17 protein-coding genes are annotated in these 18,103 nt (G+C 60.2%); 10 read left to right on the top strand and 7 right to left on the bottom strand.

The features are described 5' to 3' along the window. Positions 1-6 precede the first annotated feature (6 nt). From ASN89_RS06415 to ASN89_RS06405, 4 genes are all read left to right on the top strand, one after another. Positions 7-2,598 carry a type VI secretion system Vgr family protein gene (locus tag ASN89_RS06415; protein WP_058048671.1) on the top strand — a complete coding sequence of 864 codons (2,592 nt, stop codon included), beginning with the start codon at positions 7-9 and terminating at the stop codon, positions 2,596-2,598. Beyond that, positions 2,595-4,454, top strand: coding sequence for an esterase/lipase family protein (locus tag ASN89_RS28030; protein ID WP_082654425.1), 1,860 nt, complete (start codon positions 2,595-2,597; stop codon positions 4,452-4,454). Before ASN89_RS06415 ends, ASN89_RS28030 begins: the two co-directional genes overlap by 4 nt. Further along, positions 4,451-5,578 carry a T6SS immunity protein Tli4 family protein gene (locus ASN89_RS28950; RefSeq protein ID WP_235501890.1) on the top strand — a complete coding sequence of 376 codons (1,128 nt, stop codon included), beginning with the start codon at positions 4,451-4,453 and terminating at the stop codon, positions 5,576-5,578. The genes ASN89_RS28030 and ASN89_RS28950 overlap by 4 nt, the downstream gene beginning before the upstream one ends. 72 nt (positions 5,579-5,650) lie before the next feature. After that, on the top strand, positions 5,651-6,130 hold the full coding sequence (locus ASN89_RS06405; protein WP_058048670.1) for a GNAT family N-acetyltransferase: 480 nt from the start codon (positions 5,651-5,653) through the stop codon (positions 6,128-6,130). Between the two features lie 4 nt (positions 6,131-6,134). Here ASN89_RS06405 and ASN89_RS28945 read toward each other — a convergent pair whose 3' ends face one another. The 6 genes from ASN89_RS28945 to ASN89_RS06380 all read right to left on the bottom strand — a co-directional run bounded on the left by ASN89_RS28945 (position 6,135) and on the right by ASN89_RS06380 (position 9,603). Next, on the bottom strand, positions 6,135-6,308 hold the full coding sequence (locus ASN89_RS28945) for a hypothetical protein (protein WP_161911740.1): 174 nt from the start codon (positions 6,306-6,308) through the stop codon (positions 6,135-6,137). Next, on the bottom strand, positions 6,301-6,678 hold the full coding sequence (locus tag ASN89_RS06400) for a DUF2750 domain-containing protein (RefSeq protein ID WP_152988462.1): 378 nt from the start codon (positions 6,676-6,678) through the stop codon (positions 6,301-6,303). Before ASN89_RS06400 ends, ASN89_RS28945 begins: the two co-directional genes overlap by 8 nt. Next, positions 6,668-6,940, bottom strand: a complete 273-nt coding sequence (locus ASN89_RS06395) for a hypothetical protein (protein ID WP_058048668.1) — start codon at positions 6,938-6,940, stop codon at positions 6,668-6,670. The genes ASN89_RS06400 and ASN89_RS06395 overlap by 11 nt, the downstream gene beginning before the upstream one ends. Continuing rightward, on the bottom strand, positions 6,940-7,329 hold the full coding sequence (locus ASN89_RS06390; protein ID WP_058048667.1) for an Imm1 family immunity protein: 390 nt from the start codon (positions 7,327-7,329) through the stop codon (positions 6,940-6,942). The genes ASN89_RS06395 and ASN89_RS06390 overlap by 1 nt, the downstream gene beginning before the upstream one ends. Further along, a complete protein-coding gene (locus ASN89_RS06385; protein WP_058048666.1) occupies positions 7,326-8,966 on the bottom strand; it encodes a SulP family inorganic anion transporter in 1,641 nt (546 codons plus the stop codon). Before ASN89_RS06385 ends, ASN89_RS06390 begins: the two co-directional genes overlap by 4 nt. Positions 8,967-9,033: 67 nt before the next feature. Further along, positions 9,034-9,603: a TetR/AcrR family transcriptional regulator gene (locus ASN89_RS06380; RefSeq protein ID WP_058048665.1), complete on the bottom strand. Its 570-nt coding sequence runs from the start codon at positions 9,601-9,603 to the stop codon at positions 9,034-9,036. A 127-nt stretch (positions 9,604-9,730) separates the two neighbouring features. On the opposite strand from ASN89_RS06380, the gene ASN89_RS06375 reads away from it, so the two are divergent. The 3 genes from ASN89_RS06375 (at position 9,731) to ASN89_RS06365 (ending at position 14,029) form a co-directional block, all read left to right on the top strand. Next, positions 9,731-10,717 carry an SDR family oxidoreductase gene (locus ASN89_RS06375; protein ID WP_058048733.1) on the top strand — a complete coding sequence of 329 codons (987 nt, stop codon included), beginning with the start codon at positions 9,731-9,733 and terminating at the stop codon, positions 10,715-10,717. Between the two features lie 3 nt (positions 10,718-10,720). Beyond that, complete coding sequence (locus ASN89_RS06370; protein ID WP_058048664.1) at positions 10,721-11,596, top strand: Ku protein; 876 nt, start codon at positions 10,721-10,723, stop codon at positions 11,594-11,596. A 120-nt stretch (positions 11,597-11,716) separates the two neighbouring features. Continuing rightward, positions 11,717-14,029 carry a PAS domain S-box protein gene (locus tag ASN89_RS06365; protein WP_082654424.1) on the top strand — a complete coding sequence of 771 codons (2,313 nt, stop codon included), beginning with the start codon at positions 11,717-11,719 and terminating at the stop codon, positions 14,027-14,029. On the opposite strand, the gene ligD is transcribed toward ASN89_RS06365, so the two are convergent. After that, positions 14,013-16,511 carry a DNA ligase D gene (gene ligD, locus ASN89_RS06360; protein WP_058048663.1) on the bottom strand — a complete coding sequence of 833 codons (2,499 nt, stop codon included), beginning with the start codon at positions 16,509-16,511 and terminating at the stop codon, positions 14,013-14,015. The two genes, ASN89_RS06365 and ligD, sit on opposite strands and share 17 nt — an antisense overlap. Positions 16,512-16,721: 210 nt before the next feature. Here ligD and ASN89_RS06355 point away from each other — a divergent pair, with 210 nt between their 5' ends. The 3 genes from ASN89_RS06355 (at position 16,722) to ASN89_RS06345 (ending at position 17,987) form a co-directional block, all read left to right on the top strand. After that, positions 16,722-17,033 carry a hypothetical protein gene (locus ASN89_RS06355; protein WP_058048662.1) on the top strand — a complete coding sequence of 104 codons (312 nt, stop codon included), beginning with the start codon at positions 16,722-16,724 and terminating at the stop codon, positions 17,031-17,033. Positions 17,034-17,255: 222 nt separating this feature from the next. Beyond that, positions 17,256-17,606, top strand: coding sequence for a hypothetical protein (locus ASN89_RS06350; protein WP_046684065.1), 351 nt, complete (start codon positions 17,256-17,258; stop codon positions 17,604-17,606). A 39-nt stretch (positions 17,607-17,645) separates the two neighbouring features. Next, the gene (locus ASN89_RS06345; protein ID WP_058048661.1) at positions 17,646-17,987 is read left to right on the top strand and encodes a hypothetical protein; all 342 of its coding nucleotides are present in this window, start codon (positions 17,646-17,648) and stop codon (positions 17,985-17,987) included. The last annotated feature ends 116 nt before the right edge of the window (positions 17,988-18,103 follow it).

Below are 18,103 nucleotides of genomic sequence, written 5' to 3'. Positions count from 1 at the left end.
CGGGCCATGCATGCAAGCATCCAGGCGGCACTGTCGGCCTTTGACCTCGCCGCGCAAGAACGGCGCCTGCTGAAGATCGATTTCCCCCATGAAGATGGGCCAGCCGGTGCCATCCTGCTGGTCAATTCGCTGACCGCCAGGGAAGAAGTGTCGCGCGACTTCCGTTTCGAGGCCGAATTGCTGTCCGATGATGCGCATATTGCGCTCAAGGCCATGATGGGCCGCATGGTGACCATTTCCATGGTGCGCGACGATGGTACGCTGCGCTACTTTAACGGCTATGTGGGCGAGTTTTGCCTGCTGCGCGCCGATGGCGGCTTTGCATGGTACCGGATGGTGCTGCAACCATGGCTGGCCTTCGCCCGGCTGCGCCAGGACAATGTTTCATTCCATGGCCAAAGCGTGATGCAGTTGACCGAATCGACCTTTGCCCACTACGAACAGCGCGACTGGAAAACCGGCATCCATGGCGACGATCCGCAGATCACCTGCGCCAACCAGCACAATGAAACCGACTACAACCACCTGCACCGGCGCTGGGAGGCGCTGGGCTGGCATTACTGGTACGAGCACCGCGCCGATGGACATACGCTGTGGCTCGCGGACAATACCACCCTGGCTGACCTGATCGCCACGGCGGCCGGCGACGGCGCCATGCGTTTTCACTCCGAATCGGGCTCCATGGAAGACGATGGCCTGCAACAGTGGCAAGCCGTGCGCCGGATCGGCTCCGGGCAACTGACCTTGGCCAGTTTCGACTATAAAAATCCGCAGCCACGCCTTGCCAGCGGCTACTCCCTGAATCGCCAGGGTGATGTATTTGCCCACGAACTATATGAAAACACGGGCGCCTATGGCTATAAGGATGTCGACGCCGGGGAAGCTCTGGCCCAACGCCGCATGGAGGAAAGCGACCACCTGCGCCAGTATTTCGAGGCGGCCGGTAATCACCGTGGCGCACAGCCCGGCTTTTGCTTCCGGCTCGATGGCCATTTCAGCGCCGAGGAAAAACGCTATCAGCCTGGCGAGGAGCGCCCGGACAGTATCGCCGAACGCGAATACCTGATCCTGTCAGTCGAGCATCGCGCCAGCAATAATTATCAGGTCGGCCTGAATGCACAGTCCCACTATGTCAACAATATGCTGTGCGTGCGCCGGGACATCCGTTGGCGCCCGGGCCGCGGCTACAACAGCACGCCATGCATCGTTGCCGGTGTACAGACGGCGCTGGTCGTCGGACCGGCCGGGGAGGAAATCCATACCGATGCCCTGGGACGCGTCCGCCTGCAATTTCACTGGGACCGCCTGGGTGAATTCGATGAGCGCAGCTCGCCATGGATACGGGTCATGATGCCGATGGCGGGCCCGCAGATGGGACAAATCGCCTTGCCGCGCGTGGGCCAGGAAGTCGTCGTGCAATTCCAGGACGGCAATATCGATCATCCCATCGTCATCGGCGTGGTCTACAACAGCGCCAATCCGCCGCCGTGGCAGCTGCCGCAGCAACGCGCCCTGTCCGGCTTGCGCAGCCGCGAACTGGGCGCCCGCAGCGCCAACCATCTCGTGCTCGACGATACCAAGGGCGCGATCCAGGCGCAGCTGCGCAGCGAGCACCAGGACAGCCGTCTTTCATTGGGCAGCATCACCCGCATCGATGACAATGCCGGCCGCAAGGAAGCGCGCGGCGTCGGTTTTGAATTGGCCAGCAACGCCTGGGGTGCCCTGCGCGCAGCCAAGGGCATGCTGATCACCACCGAAACGCCGGCAGGCGGCTCCGTGAAGCAACTCGACGAAACACAGGCCCGCCTTGCACAAGCACGCCAACTGCAGCAAGGCTTGGCCGGCATGGCCGTTGACGCCGGTGCGCAAGACAGCGCAGCACAACAGGGCGCCGTTGCCGAGTCCATCCAGCGACAAAACGCCGCGATCAAAGGCGCCGGCGGCGATTTCCCGGAGCTGTCCGAACCGCATTTGCTGCTGGCCAGTCCAGCTGGCATTGAGCTGAGCACGGCCCAGTCCGTGCACGTGGCCGCCAGCGAACATGTGGCGCTCACCAGCAGCAAGCATATTTCACTTGTCAGCGGCGACAGCATGTTTGCCAGCATCGCCAAAACCTTCAGCCTGTTCGTGCACAAGGCCGGCATGAAACTGATCGCCGCCAGCGGCAAGGTGACCATCGAGGCGCACAGCGACGAGGTGGAAATCCTCGCCCAGAAAGTCTTGTCGCTGATCAGCGAAGCGGACTGGGTCAACATCAAGGGCAAGAAAGGCGTACGCCTGCACGGTGCCAACCACATGCTGGAAATCAGCGACAAGGTGCAGTTCTTCACCTCTTCCCCCGTGCTCTTCAACGGCAACCTGGAAACCCTGGCGCCGAAGAGCGTGTCGCAGGAATTTAATGAGAGGCCACACAGCAGTTTTGATCAGGAGGTCTTGCTGGTGAATGCCGACGATACGCCAGCCGTTGGCGTTGCTTTTGAAATCCTGCGCGATGACGGCAACATGGCCGGCAAAAGCGCGGAAGACGGATCCACACAACTTCAAAAATCCACCGGCATGGATAGTTACATCATTCGCTATAAGGGAGAACTGCCATGAGCAAATGTGATGACTTGAATAACCGCGGCAATCATCCTGCGAAGTTTAGTCAGGGCGTGGGAGGCTGGGCGGAACTCACCGTCTTGATGACGGAAACAAAAGATACCGCGCGACATGACGTCACCCTACCACCAGACAAAGTAATTCCTGTCATTTTTTTACCAGGCGTGATGGGCAGCAATCTAAGGATGAGCAAGGTTCGCCAGGAAGAATTGCGTCGTTCAGACAATCGGGCCTGGCGACCAGACGATATGATGGGTGCGGGAGGCAAGACGGCAGTACTCACAGGCAATGGCTTGGGTGGCTGGTTCAAAAGTGCCTCGCCACGGCAGCGTCAATTGGTGTTTGATCCCACGGAAACCGAAGTCGAGTACTACCATTACACCGAAAGCAATAGTCGTTTTGATCCAGATGGCGCGGAAACCAAGGCTGCAGATGCACGACATCAAAATGTTCCCGACAGCATTACCCCCATCCCACCCTTAATTGGATCCTATGGAATACCTCCAACAACGGGACCTTTGCAAGCTCAAGCACGCGCTCGCCAAAGTCCCGCGCAAATAGCACGCTGGCGCGGGTGGAGTGAGGTGCTTTTCGACGGTGCATACGGAACCATGCTGCGCACCACAGAACAGCATCTAAACAATATGATTTCCAACGGAGAAGCACATCCGTTCTGGCGCAGGACAAGTGGCCTTGGTGCCATGCTAATGCAAGACCCAACAACTTTTGGCGCGTCATCTGGCAAGGCCATTAATGTCAATGACTTAAAGAAAATTTCACCTTGTTGGTATCCAGTGCACGCAATGGGTTATAACTTTATTAATAGTAATGGCGTATCTGCCATCATCATTGCAGAGAGACTACGAGATCTTGTCAAAGGCTACAAAAAACGCGGATTCAAATGTAGTGAAGTCATTCTCGTCACGCACAGCATGGGTGGCTTGCTGGCCAGGGCGTTGATACACCCCTGTTATGGAAATATGCTTGACGATAAGGATGTAAAAATCCTCGGAATTTATCATAACGTGATGCCAACCATTGGAGCAGCTGGGGCGTATAAACGCATGCGTTTTGGATTTCAGGAAAGGGAAGGTTCCATTGCTGAAATAGAGGCCAGCATTCTAGGCATCAATGGCGTGCATGCCACCGCCATTCTGGCAAACGCACCGGCGCCACTGGAAATGATGCCTGGTCCGGCATATGGCCAGAATTGGCTGAAAATCGTAGATGCACAGGATAAAATTTTATGGAGCTGGCCTCGCGATAAAACTACTGCATTGGAAAGCATTTACCTTCAGCCAGCCAGTGCATGGTGGCGACTAATCAATCCAAATTGGGTAAATCCGGCACGCATTCCGCACGATAAAGGTGGCGGCCTTGAAATGGTAATGCGTCGATTAAAATTAGCTACAGAATTTCTATCATCCATAGAAAAAACGTTTCATCCAAACACTTATGCAAGCTATTGTGCCTCGAGAAATTTTTTAAGTTATGGAGATGTCGTATTTAAATTAATTGAGGGCCTTCACAGTGGCTCTAATGATCCTTGGAATAAATTCGAGCCGCTACCAGAAAAATGGAAATTACTTGAAGATGATAGCAAGGGCCAACTCCTTGTCCAAGCTGGTGGAAAATTCTTGAAGTTAAAGCTACAGCCAGCTAATGCACGCGGAGATGGAACCGTACCATCAGATCGTTCTGCCCAACACATCACGGGTACATTATTCGTACACGGCACGACGGAAGCGACCAGCTATGAACACCAAAATAGTTACGCCGACCCGAATGTACTGGCATCCATGCTGTATTCCATCGTACAAATTGCAAAAAAAGCAAATTGGATTAAATCATGAATAATAAAACCAACAGTGGAAAATTTTCAATAACTACACTTGCGATAATGATATTTATTTCAGCATGTTCACAAAAAAATACAAACAAGGAAAGCAATACGTCTGACAACTTAAAAATTAGCAAACGTCTTGACGTGCTCTTTACAAAAACAAAAATTGTATGTTTCGGACGTTATGCGATTAAAGTCCCACAAGAGGCAGAATTGATATATGGCAACACATCATCCCCTTCAAGAATTGATATCATAAAAGGAGGAATCATCGCAAAAGATGAAAAAATATCTGAGGATATAAGAAAAATAAAGACCAGTGATTCATCCTCTGAAATTATATACAACGGAAAAGGCCCCTTAGAAAACAGCTGGCAATTTCACTACTTTGAAAATAAATTCTCCAAAGAAGATGGCGATGTTTTTTTCAGAACGTACGTCAACAAAGGAGATATTACATTTATCCTTAGCGGATCAATTCCAAAAGGTGGAACGATTACAAGTGCGACTGCTATACAGTTAGCACGGGCAAATAGTTTACGTCTGCGCGGAAAAAATGAAATCCCTGCAGAACCCGGCCATTGCTTAGGAGGTGGCTTCATGAGCGACAAAAATTATAATGATCAAGAGATGGCAGATGCCGGCTTATATTTTCCTAGTTTCCCGGATGTGACATTTTCCATTACTTCAAATAAGGACGCTTACGGCGACTATCCTCCTGCTGAATATGATGCAAAAGTACGTGGGAAATTATCATTACTTGCTCGTATCCAGGAAGCAAAAGACCAGCAAGGCAAGAACTACCCTCCTCGTACTCTTCTACGCGAGGGCAAGCGTGACGTGCAGCACTGGCATGGCGAGGAATCATTGATACGGCGTACCGATGGCGTGCATGACTTTGAATGGACACTGGTGGGTACGCCGCGCGATATCGCCTATCCAGCGGTATTGGAAGCATCCATGTACACCAAAGTCGCCCACAACATGGTCGGCGCCGCCGAAGCATCGTCGCTGACCGACGAAGAGGCGATTGCCTTGTGGGACAAGCTGTTGTCCGGCCTGAAGTTCCGGGTGAAGGTGCCGGGTGCGCCGCCGGGTTCGTATTACTTCGATCCAGACAAGCCAGCGCAGTGACAGCTGAATAAGCTCATGCTGGCGCCATGCAAGCCATTGCGCTAGCATGATCCTTTTGCCCGGAAAGCTTCCATGCCCATCACCCTGCGCCCCGCTCTGCCCCTTGACATCGACGCCCTGTGGACTCTGCGCACGGTGGCCGTGCGCGTCAGTTGCGCGACGCATTATGCGCCGGAGCAAATTGCTGTGTGGACGGCCTCGCCCGTGCCGGACTTTTATCCCGCCATGCTGGCCGCAGGTGACGGCATCGTGGCGATGCAGGGCGAGACCATTGCCGGTTACGCCATGCTGGACGCCGTGAAACACGAAGTCGATGCCGTGTTTGTCGATCCTGCGCGCGCAGGACTCGGTATCGGCAAGCGGCTGCTGGCGGCGCTGGAGCAATTGGCGCGCGGGCGCGGCATTGCGCGTCTGCACCTGTCCGCGTCGCTGAACGCCGTGCCGTTTTACCAGGCCGCCGGATTTATCTCCTTGCGCGAGGAAGCGTATGCGCATCCCAGCGGCATCAGCCTGGCCAGCGTGGCGATGGAAAAGCAGCTGGCGGCGGCCTGAGCCTTCAGTCGTCTGCCGCAGCCGCTTCGGACTCGGCCAGACATTGCTGCAATTTCTCGATCAGGGCGCGCACTTCGTCGTCGCCCAGGTCCAGCGGGTCGCCCTGCGCGCCGACGGCGATCAGGCAGATGGACGAGCCGTCGTACCAGGCGTCCAGGCGTTCTTCTTGATTATTCATATTGTCTGGTTTCATCTCGCAGGTCGGCAAGCAGGTCGGCAGGCGCCGCGATGCCGGCGCTGCCTTGCGGCACGGGGAACACGGAAGCCAGCTGGCCGTTGCTCTCCATGCCGGGTAGCCATTTGTTCAGGAAATCGCCGAGCGCGATCACGCGTGGCTGGAAATCCGCCCAGTCGCCGCTGGCGCACGCTTGCGCGTATGCGGCTTCCGGCCAGAACGGGATGGCGACGTGGCCATGGGGTTGCGCCGTGGCCCAGCCAGTATCGTACAAGCCCCACACTTCTTGTGTATCGGTGACCTTGCGCACGCAATAGTCGTAGCGCTGCTGCGCCGGCAACTGCATCACCTGTTTGATTTTTTCAGGATGCACGGTTTCCCCCTACCCCGTCCCAGACCCGTAACTCCGGCCCGCACCAGCCCGTCACCATGTCGAGGGCGTCCAGTATCGCGTCTTCCAGCGGCCCCTCTTGTGTGGCGAGACGCAGTTCCTGCAGCAAACTGGCCACTTGCGCCGCCGTCACGCCGCTGGCGTGGTAGCGCAGCAGGATGGTGCGCAGCGTCAATAAACCTGCCCTGGCGGCCAGCGCGGCCAGCAAATCCCTGTCGATGTCGGCAATGATGGTTTGCGGCATCAATCCGCCTCCCACGCGATGGAGTCCGGCCGCGCGCCGCCTGTCCTGAAAAACGCGACGAAGGCACGCTGGCATTGTTCCACCTCCACGCACCACGCTTCCGGATACACATCCACCTGGCCGTTGGCCAGCAGGTAGCTGCATTCGCCCGTTTCCTCCTCGTCGCCCAAGGAGTGAAAACTCAGGTCGTCCTGTCCCGACAGATACATCAGCCAGGCATTGCCGCCATTGCGCAGCATGCACAGGGCCGGTCCCTGCTCGGCATCTTCGGCCATGGTCAGCCACAGCTCGCACTGGGCCAGGGCGCGCGCTTCCTGCAGCGCCTGCTCCAGCGCGCTGATGCCATCGGCCACGCGCGGCTCGCCATGCAGATTCAGTTCCATCGTCATGCATTTTCTCCACTTAAGTCGGCCGTCGCCAGGGCCGTGCTCAGGTACAGCTTGCCGCTCAAGTCGTGCAGCAGGCTGCTCTGGCGCAAGCGGTCCATCACGGGGCCCTTCACTTCGGCCAGGTTCAGGCTGATGCCGCGCTTGGCCAGCGTGCTGTTGAGCTCGATCAAGCCCAGCAAGGCCGTGCTGTCGATCTGGTTGACGGCCGACAACACCAGCACCAGGTGCCGCGCCGTCGGGTGGCCGCGCAATTCGTCTTCCACACGCTCGGTTACCGCCTCGACATTGCCGAAGAACAGGCCCGCATCTATGCGCAGCAGCAAGACGTCCGGCAAGGTTTGCGCTTCATAGCGCTCCACGTTGCGGAAGTGCTCGCTGTTCGGGATACGCCCCAGCACGGCGATGTGTGGGCGGCTGGCGCGCCAGATCAGGGTGCCCATCGACAGCAGCACGCCGATCACGACACCCGCTTCCACGCCCAGCACCAGCACGCCGGCCGTCGTCGCCAGCAGGGCCAGCGCATCGCTGCGGTCGTAGCGCCACGACAGTTTCAAGGTATCCCAGTCCAGCAGGCTGGACACGGCAAAGATGATGGTGGCCGCCAGCACCGGCAACGGCAGCAGCGCCAGCCAGCCCGTGGGCGCCACCAGCGCCAGCGCGAGCAGTCCCGCCGTGATGATGCTGGCCAGCGGCGTGTTGGCGCCCGCCTGGAAATTGACGGCCGAGCGCGAAATGGAACCCGTGACGGGGAAGCCGCCCGACAGCGCGCTGGCCACGTTGGCCGCGCCCAGGCCCAGCAGTTCGCGGTTGGTATGCAATTTTTCACCGCGTTTTTGCGCCAGGGTCTGAGCGGCGGACATGCTCATCAAAAAGATGATGAAGGCGATCAAGAGCGCCGGCGACAGCAAGGTGCGCCAATGGGCGCTCGATGTGGCCAGGTTCAGGCCGGGCAAGCCGCTGGGCACATGGCCGGTCGTCTGCACACCCATCGCTTCCAGGCCGCCATAAGAGACGAGCGCGATGCCGGCCAGCACCAGCGCCATCGGCGCCAGGCGCGCGCCCACGTCGGCCGCCACCTTGTTCAAGCCGCAGCGTTGCAGCAGGCGCGACAGATAGCGCTTGGCCAGCCACAGGAACAGCAGGCCGGACAGTCCGAGCACGAGGCTGGGCGTATGCCAGTGGGGCCAGGTGGCGCCCAGGAGCGGCGTGATTTGCCCCCAGATGATCAGGATCGCGGCGCCATTGCTGAAACCGCTGATCACGGGGCGCGATAAAAAGCTGGCCATGAAACCCAGGCGCAGCACGCCGCACAGCAGCAGTACGAGGCCGCTGATAAAGGCCAGCTGGGCAGCCAGGACGATGTACAGGGAGGAACCGGGATCGGCCAGCGGTGCCAGGGCGGCGGCCGTCATCAGGGAAACGATGGCCATGGGCCCCACCGATTGCGTCATGCTGCTGCCGAACAAGGCGTATAGCACGGGCGGCAGGATGCTGGCGTAGATGCCCACCACGGGCGGCAAGCCGGCCACCAAGGCGTAGGCCATGCCTTGCGGCACCATCATCATGGCGACAACGATACCGGCAGTGATGTCCCCGGCCAACAGAGGACGCCGGTATTGCCTGAGCCAAAGCAGCATGATGAGATCCCAAAATCTGAAAACCGAAGCCTATCATGCGACGAGGCCGGCTGACAGGGGGACGTGCTTACGCTTGCAGCAATTGCGCCCTCACGGCGTCGAGGATTTCCGCCGATAACACCTCGTCATCGACGCAGCGCGCCAGCACCATGGCGCCCACCATGGCGGCAAATGTTGCGATCGCCTGCTGGCGCCGTTCTTCCGGCGCGCCTTCGGGCATCACATCCTGCAGCAGCGCGAACTGCTGCTGCGTCGCCTTGGTAAAGACGGGACGCGCGCCGGGCGACATGCGCGCCGCATCGACGCCCATGGCCGCCGCCGGGCAACCGCCGCCGGGCTGGTCGCGGTGCCGGGTGGTCAGGTAGTTGTCGATAATCGCCGGCAGCGCCCGTTGCGGATCGCTGGCGACTTTCGCCCGCCAGCCTTCCAGCGATTTCTCCAGGGCATGCTGGCACGCCTCGATCATCAAGTCTTCCTTGGACGCGAAGTGGCCATAGAAGCCGCCATGCGTGAGGCCCGCGTTCTTCATCAGGTCCGCCACGCCGATGCCGTCATAGCCCTTTTCGCGGAACAATCTGGCCGCCACCTCCACGATGCGCTCGCGGTTCAGCGCCGCCTGCTCCCTGCTTACTTTCATGCTGCCCTCCTACATTTATGTCAACCATCATATAACTTTGCGCCCGTTTGCGCCACTCTGTTAGCAAGCGCACCGTTTGATGCGCATGCCGCGCCGATACTGGACCTTCGTTTACAAGGAGGCCAGCATGAACGAGAACAAGGACCAGTCCGCCGGCAATTTGCAGCGCAGCATTCAACAGGAACAGGATCAGGACGATAAGCAGCGCGATGCCGCCAAATCCAGCAAGGAAAGCAAGCAGCCCGTGCAGACGGGCCACGGCAGCCAGCCTGTCCCGCCCCTGCCCGCCCAGCATCTGGACAAGCCGGGCATCGAAGGACAGATGCAGCTCAAACCCCGCTTCCTGGCGCCCGACTACTGCGGCAGCGGCAAGCTGGCCGGCATGGTGGCCGTCATCACGGGCGGCGATTCGGGCATCGGCCGCGCCGTGGCCGTGCTGTACGCGCGCGAAGGGGCCGATGTCGCCATCATTTACCTGAACGAGCATGAAGACGCCCACGAAACGAAACGCTACGTGGAAGCGGAGGGCCAGAGCTGCCTCTTGATTCCCGGCGACGTGCGCGACCAGGGGTTTTGCCAGCAAGCCGTCAGCCAGGTGATGGCCAAGTTCACACGCATCGACGTGCTGGTGAACAACGCCGCCTTCCAGGAACATGCGGAATCGCTGCTCGACCTGAGCGAGGAACGCTTCGACCTCACCATGAAAACCAATGTCTACGGTTACTTTCACATGGCCAAGGCCGTGCTGCCCCACTTGCAGCGCGGCGCCTCCATCATCAACACGGGTTCCGTGACAGGCTTGCAAGGCTCGAAGCACCTGCTCGACTATTCCACCACCAAGGGCGCCATCCATGCATTTACCATGGCGCTGGCCGGCAATTTGCTCGACAAGGGCATCCGCGTCAACGCCATCGCGCCCGGGCCCGTCTGGACGCCGCTCAATCCGGCCGACAAATCGCCCGAGGACATCCAGAAGTTCGGCCAGGACACGGACATGCGCCGCCCTGCCCAGCCGGAAGAACTGTCGCCCGCCTACGTCTTCCTGGCTTCGCCCGCCTGTTCCAGCTACATCAGCGGCATCGTCCTGCCCATCACCGGCAGCGTGGGGGAATAAGCGATGGCGCGCGCACTGTGGAAAGGCGCCATCAGCTTCGGCCTCGTGCACATCCCCGTCGAGCTGATTTCAGCCAGTCTCGACCATGAACTGGACTTGTCCATGCTGGACCGGCGCGACTTCGCGCCCATCGGCTACAAGCGCTACAACAAGAAGACGGGCAAGGAAGTCGAATGGGACGACATCATCAAGGGCTATGAATACAAGACGGATGAGTACGTGGTGCTGTCCGAGGAGGATTTACGGCAAGCCAATGTGAAGGCCATGCAAACCATCGACATATTGACCTTTGTCGATGCGCTTGAGGTGCCGCTGACCTTTTACGAGCACCCGTATTATTTGCTGCCTGCCAAGGGCGGCGAGAAAGTCTATGCCCTGCTGCGCGAAACCTTGCGCAAGGCCAATAAAGTGGGCATCGCCAGCGTGGTCATGCGCACCAAGCAGCATTTGTGCGCACTCGTGTGCGTGGGCGACGCCATCGTGCTCAACACCCTGCGCTACGCCGATGAAATCCGCCCCACGGACGACCTTGATTTGCCCGGCAGCACCCTGAAAGCGGCGGGTATTTCCGACAAGGAACTCAAGATGGCCCTGTCGCTGGTCGAAGGCATGAGCGAAGCTTGGGAACCCGGGCAATACCACGACAGCTACCGCGAAGACGTGCTGGCGCTGGTGAAGAAGAAAATCAAGGCCAAACAGACCAAGACCATCACGCCGCCCGCGCCCGAGCCGGAAGAAGAACACGGCAGCAACGTGATCGACCTGGTGGCACTGCTGCAGCAAAGCCTGGGCAAGAAAGCGCCGGCCGCGCCGGCCCGCAAGCGCGCGGCCTCGTCCACTACCCGCAAACCGCCGCATTCCAGGCGCAAGGCGGCCTGAAACACGCCTCGCAGCCAGGAGAATCTTCAATAATATAAATGCATTGACTTTGATCAGGCTTCTCGCTACGTTATGCACTGGCCTGCCACCCGGCAAGCCTTGTCATGCGTGCGGGAAAAAATGGATGCCGAGTTAGATCAGCTTATCCTCAACGGCGCCCCTGGCGGCGTTGTCATCACGAACGAAGAGCATGTCGTCGTGCGCTGGACGGCCGGGGCGCAGCGCATTTTCGGCTATGCCAGCGACGAAGCGCTGGGCCACACGCTGTGGGAGCTGATTTCCTTGCCGGGACAGGCCGAAGCATCCCCGCTGATCGACGAGCAGCTGGCACTGCACGGCAGCTACGACCGCGAATCGCTGCGGCGGCGCAAGGATGGTGAGCTCATCTACGTCGACGTCGCGTGCCAGACGGCACAGGCCGGTGCGGACGCCACCCGCTACCTGATTTCCACCATGAAGGACACGACCTTGCTGAAGGCGGCGCGCGACGCCCAGTTCGTCGACGTGCGCTACCGCGTGCTGTTCGAGTCGACGCCGGACAGCGTCATCATGGTCAATGCCACGGGCGCCATCGTGCTGGCCAACCAGCAGGCGCAGCGCCTGTTCGGCTACGCGGAAGGCGAATTGAACGGCAGGCAAATCGATAGCCTGCTGCCGCAACGCCTGCGCCATTCGCACGTGACGCACCGTTCGCGCTATTTCGACCAGCCGCGTACGCGCACCATGGGCGCCGACCTGGAATTGCTGGGCTTGCGCAAGGACAACATCGAGTTCCCTGTGGAAATCAGCCTGTCGCCGATCCAGACGGAGATCGGTACCTTCGTCATCAGCGCCATCCGCGACGTCAGCGACCGCCGCCGGGCCGAGCAGAAATTTCGCGGCTTGCTCGAATCGGCGCCGGACGCCATCGTCATCGTCAACGGCGATGGCGAGATCGTGCTCGTCAATTCACAGACGGAACGCCTGTTCGGCTATTCGCGCGCAGAGCTGCTCGGGCGCAACGTGGAAGTGCTGATCCCGGCCCGCTACGCACACGATCATCCGCGCCACCGCCAGAGCTTTTCCACGGCGCCGCGCGCCCGCTCCATGGGCGCGGGGCTGGAACTGTACGGCTTGCGCCGCGATGGCACCGAGTTTCCAGTCGAAATCAGCCTGTCGCCGCTGGAAACGGACGAAGGCGTGCTGGTCTCGTCGGCCATCCGCGACATCACCGAGCGCAAGCGCATCGAACGCACGCTCAACGAACAGAAAATCGAACTCGAGCGGGCCAGCCAGGCGAAGGACCGCTTTCTCACCAGCATGTCGCACGAGCTGCGCACGCCGCTGAACGCCATCCTCGGCTTTGCCCAGCTGCTGGCCAACGAAGCCTTGCCCGCCACCGTGCCGCAAAAGCGCGCCTTCGTGCAAAACATCGTCACCTCGGGACGCCACCTGCTTACCCTGATCAATGAAATCCTCGACCTGGCAAAGATCGAATCGGGCAGCCTGAGCCTGTCGATGGAAGCGGTGACGCTGCCCGCGCTGATCGAGGAAGTGCGCGTGATGGTGGAAGAGCAGGCGCAGCAGCGCCAGATCCACCTGGTTGTTCCCGCTTGCGCGCCGCTGACGCTCAGGGCCGACCATACGCGCCTCAAGCAAGTGCTGCTGAACCTGCTGTCGAACGCCATCAAATACAACCGCCCGGACGGCAAGGTGGAACTGGAAATTTCTCAGCCCGATGCGCAGCGCGTGCGCATCGCCATCCGCGACACGGGCAAGGGCCTGGACGAGGCGCAGATGGCCGAACTGTTCCAGCCGTTTAACCGCCTGGGACAGGAGGCGGGCAGCGAGGAAGGCACGGGCATCGGCCTGGTCGTCACCAAGCGCCTGGTCGAACTGATGGGCGGCAGCATGGGCGTGCACAGCTGCGTCGGCGTGGGCAGCGTGTTCTGGATCGAACTGGGCACCACGGCGGCGCCGCCCGCCAGCCGGCTAGCGGACACGGAATACCTGCCCGAACCCGCCTGCGACACCGGGGACGATGACGGCGGACAGGCGCTGCTGCTGTACGTGGAAGACAATCCGGCCAGTTTGCGCCTGGTGGAAGACATCGTCAGTTTCCTGCCCCACCTGCGCATGATCTCGGCCACCGACGCGCGCCAGGGCATCGCGCTGGCGCTGGAGCGCCGCCCCGATGTCATCCTGATGGATATCAACCTGCCCGGCATGAATGGCAACCAGGCGCAGCGCATCCTGCGCAACGATACGCGCACGGCGCACATCCCCGTCATCGCCCTGACGGCCAACGCCATGAAGGGCGATATCCGGCATGGCCTGGCCGCGGGCTTTTTCCGCTACCTGACCAAGCCTGTCGAGATCACCCTGCTCAACGCGGCCATCGAGGAAGCGCTGCAACTGGCCCGCAGCGCCCTGCCGCTCAAGCCGGGGGAGTAAACGCCAGCTTTTTCATGGCAGCATCGAGACCTTTCGCGCTGCGCGCATAGCCGTCCCACGGCGTGTTGCCCACGTCGAGGCGGCTGTGCACATTGCCCACATTCCACTGGTCGCCCGCTGTCAGCTCGTCGAGCTCCTCCCAGGCCAGCGGCACGGAAATGCCCAGCCCGGAACGCGTGCGGGCCGACCACGCGCACACGGTGGTGGCGCCCCTGCCATTGCGCAAATAATCGATGAAGATTTTGCCGACGCGGTTGGCGGGGCCGCTCTTGAGGACAAACCGCGCCGGGATGTGCTGCGCCATGTGCGCCACGATGGCTTGCGAGAACGCCTTTACCGTGTCCCAGTCATGCTTGGGCCGGATCGGCACGACCACGTGCAAGCCCTTGCCGCCGCTGGTTTTCAGCCAGGCGGGCAAGCCCAGCTCCGTCAAAAAGGCGCGCAGCAGCACGGCCGCCTCGCGGATGGCGGGCCAGGCCACGCCCTTGCCCGGGTCCAGGTCGAACACCAGGCGATTCGGCGTGTCGTAGGCACTGGCCAGCGCGTTTTGCGTGTGAAATTCCACCACATTCCACTGCGCCGCCGACAATAGCCCCTGCAGGCTGGCCACTTCCAGCATGGGCGGGTGTTCCGGGTCCAGCCTTGCATCGAGCTGTTTGACACCGGGCATCTTCGACGTCTCCACATGCTTCTGAAAGAACAGCTCGCCACCGACGCCCGATGGCGCGCGCACCAGCGACACGGGCCTGCCCCGCAAATGCATGAGCATCAGCTTGCCCACCAGTGCGTAATAGCACACCAAGTCGATCTTCCTGGCGCCGCTGTCCCTGTCGATCACGCGGTCCGCATGGCTGACCTTGAAACTGGACGGCAAGACGCAGTCCGGTGTGGATTTACTCTCCATTGTTTTCTCCCTGTCGAGTCGCCGCGCCCGCTCGCGCACGATGGCGGCCGGCTTTTTATCCTCGCGCAAGCCGTGAAACACGGCATGGCGCACGGCGCCGCCACTCGTCCATTGCGCAAAACCGACCTCGGCCACCAATTGCGGCTGGACCCAGATGGGCTGGCGCACGCCGCCAGCCTTGCCTTCAAACGGACTCGTCTCGATAGCCAGCGCATCGAGCCGGCGCCGCAAGTCGCGCAGGCTGGCATCGTCAAAGCCGCTGCCCACATTGCCCGCATAGCGCAGCTTGCCTTGCGCATCATGCACGCCCAGCAACAGCGAACCGATCCCTTCGCGCGCGCCCTGCGGCGCCGTATAGCCGCCGATGACGAATTCCTGGCGCAGCCCGCATTTGAGCTTGAGCCAGTCGCCGGAACGCCGCGTGACATAGGGCGAGCCGCGCCGCTTGCCGATCACCCCTTCCAGCCCCAGGCGGCAGGCGTGGGCCAGCAGTTGCTGCGGCGCAGCATCGAGCGCGTCGCTGAAGCGCACCAGCGGCGATGCGGGCAAGCTCTGCAGCAGTTGTTGCAGCAACGCCCTGCGCGCCTCGACGGGCTGTCCCCGCAGATCGTGGCCATCGAAATACGGCACGTCGAACAGGTAATACACGATGTCGCTGGTCGTTTCCGCATCGAACGCGCGCTGCAAGGCGCCAAAATCCGGGTGGCCGCTGGCGTCGTTGACGACGATTTCACCGTCATACCAGCCTGGCGGCAAGCCCAGTTTTTCCAGCGATCGCCGCAGCTTCGGCAGTTTTGCCGTCCAGTCGTTGCCATTGCGCGTCATCAAGCTGACCTGCTCCCCATCGCAACGCGCGAGGATGCGGTAACCGTCGAATTTCACCTCGAAAATCCAGTCTTGCGCATCTGGCGGAGGCGTATCGACCAGGGTGGCCAGCTGCGGCGACAAGGTAGCGGGCAGATCGGCATCGGGCGCTGCGGAGCTGTCCGCCCTCTTCTTGCGCTTGGGCAGGGCCTTGTTCTTGACGCTGTCGGGGAACTCCTCCACGACAGAAAACTCCGCTGCCGGCCGTGCGTAGTCGTCTTTTTCCTTGATCAGCAGCCAGGCAGGCTGCTTTTCGCTGCGTTTGTCTCCCTTTCCTTTCATGCGCACGAGCACCCACTTGCCATGCATCTTGTGACCATGCAGGGTGAATTTCAGCTCGCCGGCCGCCAGCGCCTTGCGCGCATCGGGCGTGGCGGGCTGGGGCTGCCACGTTCCTTTATCCCAAATGATGACCTTGCCAGCGCCATACTGTTTTTCGGGGATCGTGCCTTCAAAACTCGCGTACGCAATCGGATGGTCTTCCACCTGCACGGCCATGCGCTTGTCGCGCGGGTCGTAGCTGGGTCCTTTCGGCACGGCCCAGCTTTTCATCGTGCCATCGAGTTCCAGCCGGAAGTCATAGTGCAAACGGCTGGCCCAGTGCTTCTGGATGACGAAGGTGAGCACGTCGTTCGCATCCTCGTCGCCTCCGGCAGGCTCGGGCGTAACGGCGAAATTGCGCTTGGCTTGATAGGTTTTCAAGGCGGCTTTCATGGCGGCCCCATGCGGTGATGATGGATTCGAGTCTAGGCTGCGACAGGCTCGGGCGCGGTACGCCAGCTAACAGAGTGCCTGCCCCGGCAAATGTAAGTGTTTGTAATTCGCAAAAAACGTGTCAACGCTATTGCCACACGGCGCGTTTTTGCCTCAGTGACAGGGGATTGATCTCCTGAACTACAACCCCACTTCTCGAGGAACTGCACCATGAAAAAAGTAATCGCTACTCTGATCGCCGGCTTGTTCGCTACCGCAGCCTTTGCTCAAACGCCAGCCGCGCCTGTCAAGGCCGAAGCCAAGCACACCAAGGAAGTGGCCAAAGCGGAAGCCAAGGAAACCAAGGCCGTAGTCAAAGCCGATGCCAAGGAAGCGGCCGTCGTCGCCGATGCGAAAGCCGATGTCGCCAGCGCCAAGGCCGACGCCAAAGTCACCAAGGCCAAAGCCCATCACAAAGCGAAAAAAGCCAAGGCCAAGGCTGACGAAGCCAAAACTGAAGCGACCGCAGCAGCAGCCAAATAATTCACGCAGCGCGTTTTTTGCGCCATGCAAAAAGACAGCTTCGGCTGTCTTTTTGCATTTTCACGCCGTCTTTTTCAATTAACGCCACTTAAATCACCCGATTGTAAGAAAGTGTAAACAAGGTCAACGATAACCTTCCGGGCCGCGTTTTATGCTCAGTGACACGGAAATCATTCCGGCACCAACAGACATACCAGACAAACCACCACTGAGGACTGCACCATGAAAAAAGCAATTGTTACCCTGATCGCCGGCTTGTTCGCAACCGCAGCCTTCGCCCAAACCCCGGCAGCACCTGCGGCCGCTCCGGCAGCCTCGGTACCAGCGAAAGTGGAAGCGGCCCACACCAAGGCGGTCGTGAAAGCGGACGCCAAGGAAGCGCAAGCCGTTGTCAAAGCGGATGCCAAGGAAGCAAAAGCAGTCGTTGCCGCGAAAACGGACGTCGCCAGCGCCAAGGCGGAAGCGGCCACCACGAAAGCCAAGGCGCACCATAAGGCCAAGAAAACCAAGGCCAAGGCTGACGAAAAGCTGGCATCGGCCACCGCCGAAGCCGCACCAGCCGCAGCCAAGTAATCCCCCCTACCATCGCTTACCACTCGCCAGGAAAATACAATGAAAAAAGTTATCGCCACCCTCATCGCCGGCCTGTTCGCAACCGCAGCCTTCGCCCAAACCCCTGCCGCTCCTGCAGCATCGGTTCCGGCCAAGGCGGAAGCGGCCCACACGAAAGCCGTGGTCAAGGCTGAAGCCAAGGAAACCAAGGCCATCGTGAAAGCCGATGCGAAAGAAGCAGCCGTCGTCGCCGATGCGAAAGCCGATGTCGCCAGCGCCAAGGCCGACGCCAAAGCCACCAAGACCAAGGCCCATCACAAGGCCAGCAAAGCCAAAGTAAAGGCGGATGCGGCGAAAGCGGCGGAAACCGCTCCAGCAGCACCGGCAACGCCAGCGAAGTAAGCGCGAACGACGTCACGCGAGCGCGTCCGCCGGGTCTGCGCTTGCTTGACCACTTCGCCCGCAGTACCAGGGACAGCTTCGGCTGTCCTTTTTGCATGGCGCAGCTTCCACCGCAT

The sequence above is a fragment of the Janthinobacterium sp. Ant5-2-1 genome (assembly GCF_001445815.1).
Classification (GTDB): domain Bacteria; phylum Pseudomonadota; class Gammaproteobacteria; order Burkholderiales; family Burkholderiaceae_D; genus Janthinobacterium; species Janthinobacterium lividum_E.
The sequence above is the reverse complement of the archived record's forward strand: the minus strand, read 5'-3'. Positions and strand labels throughout refer to the sequence as shown.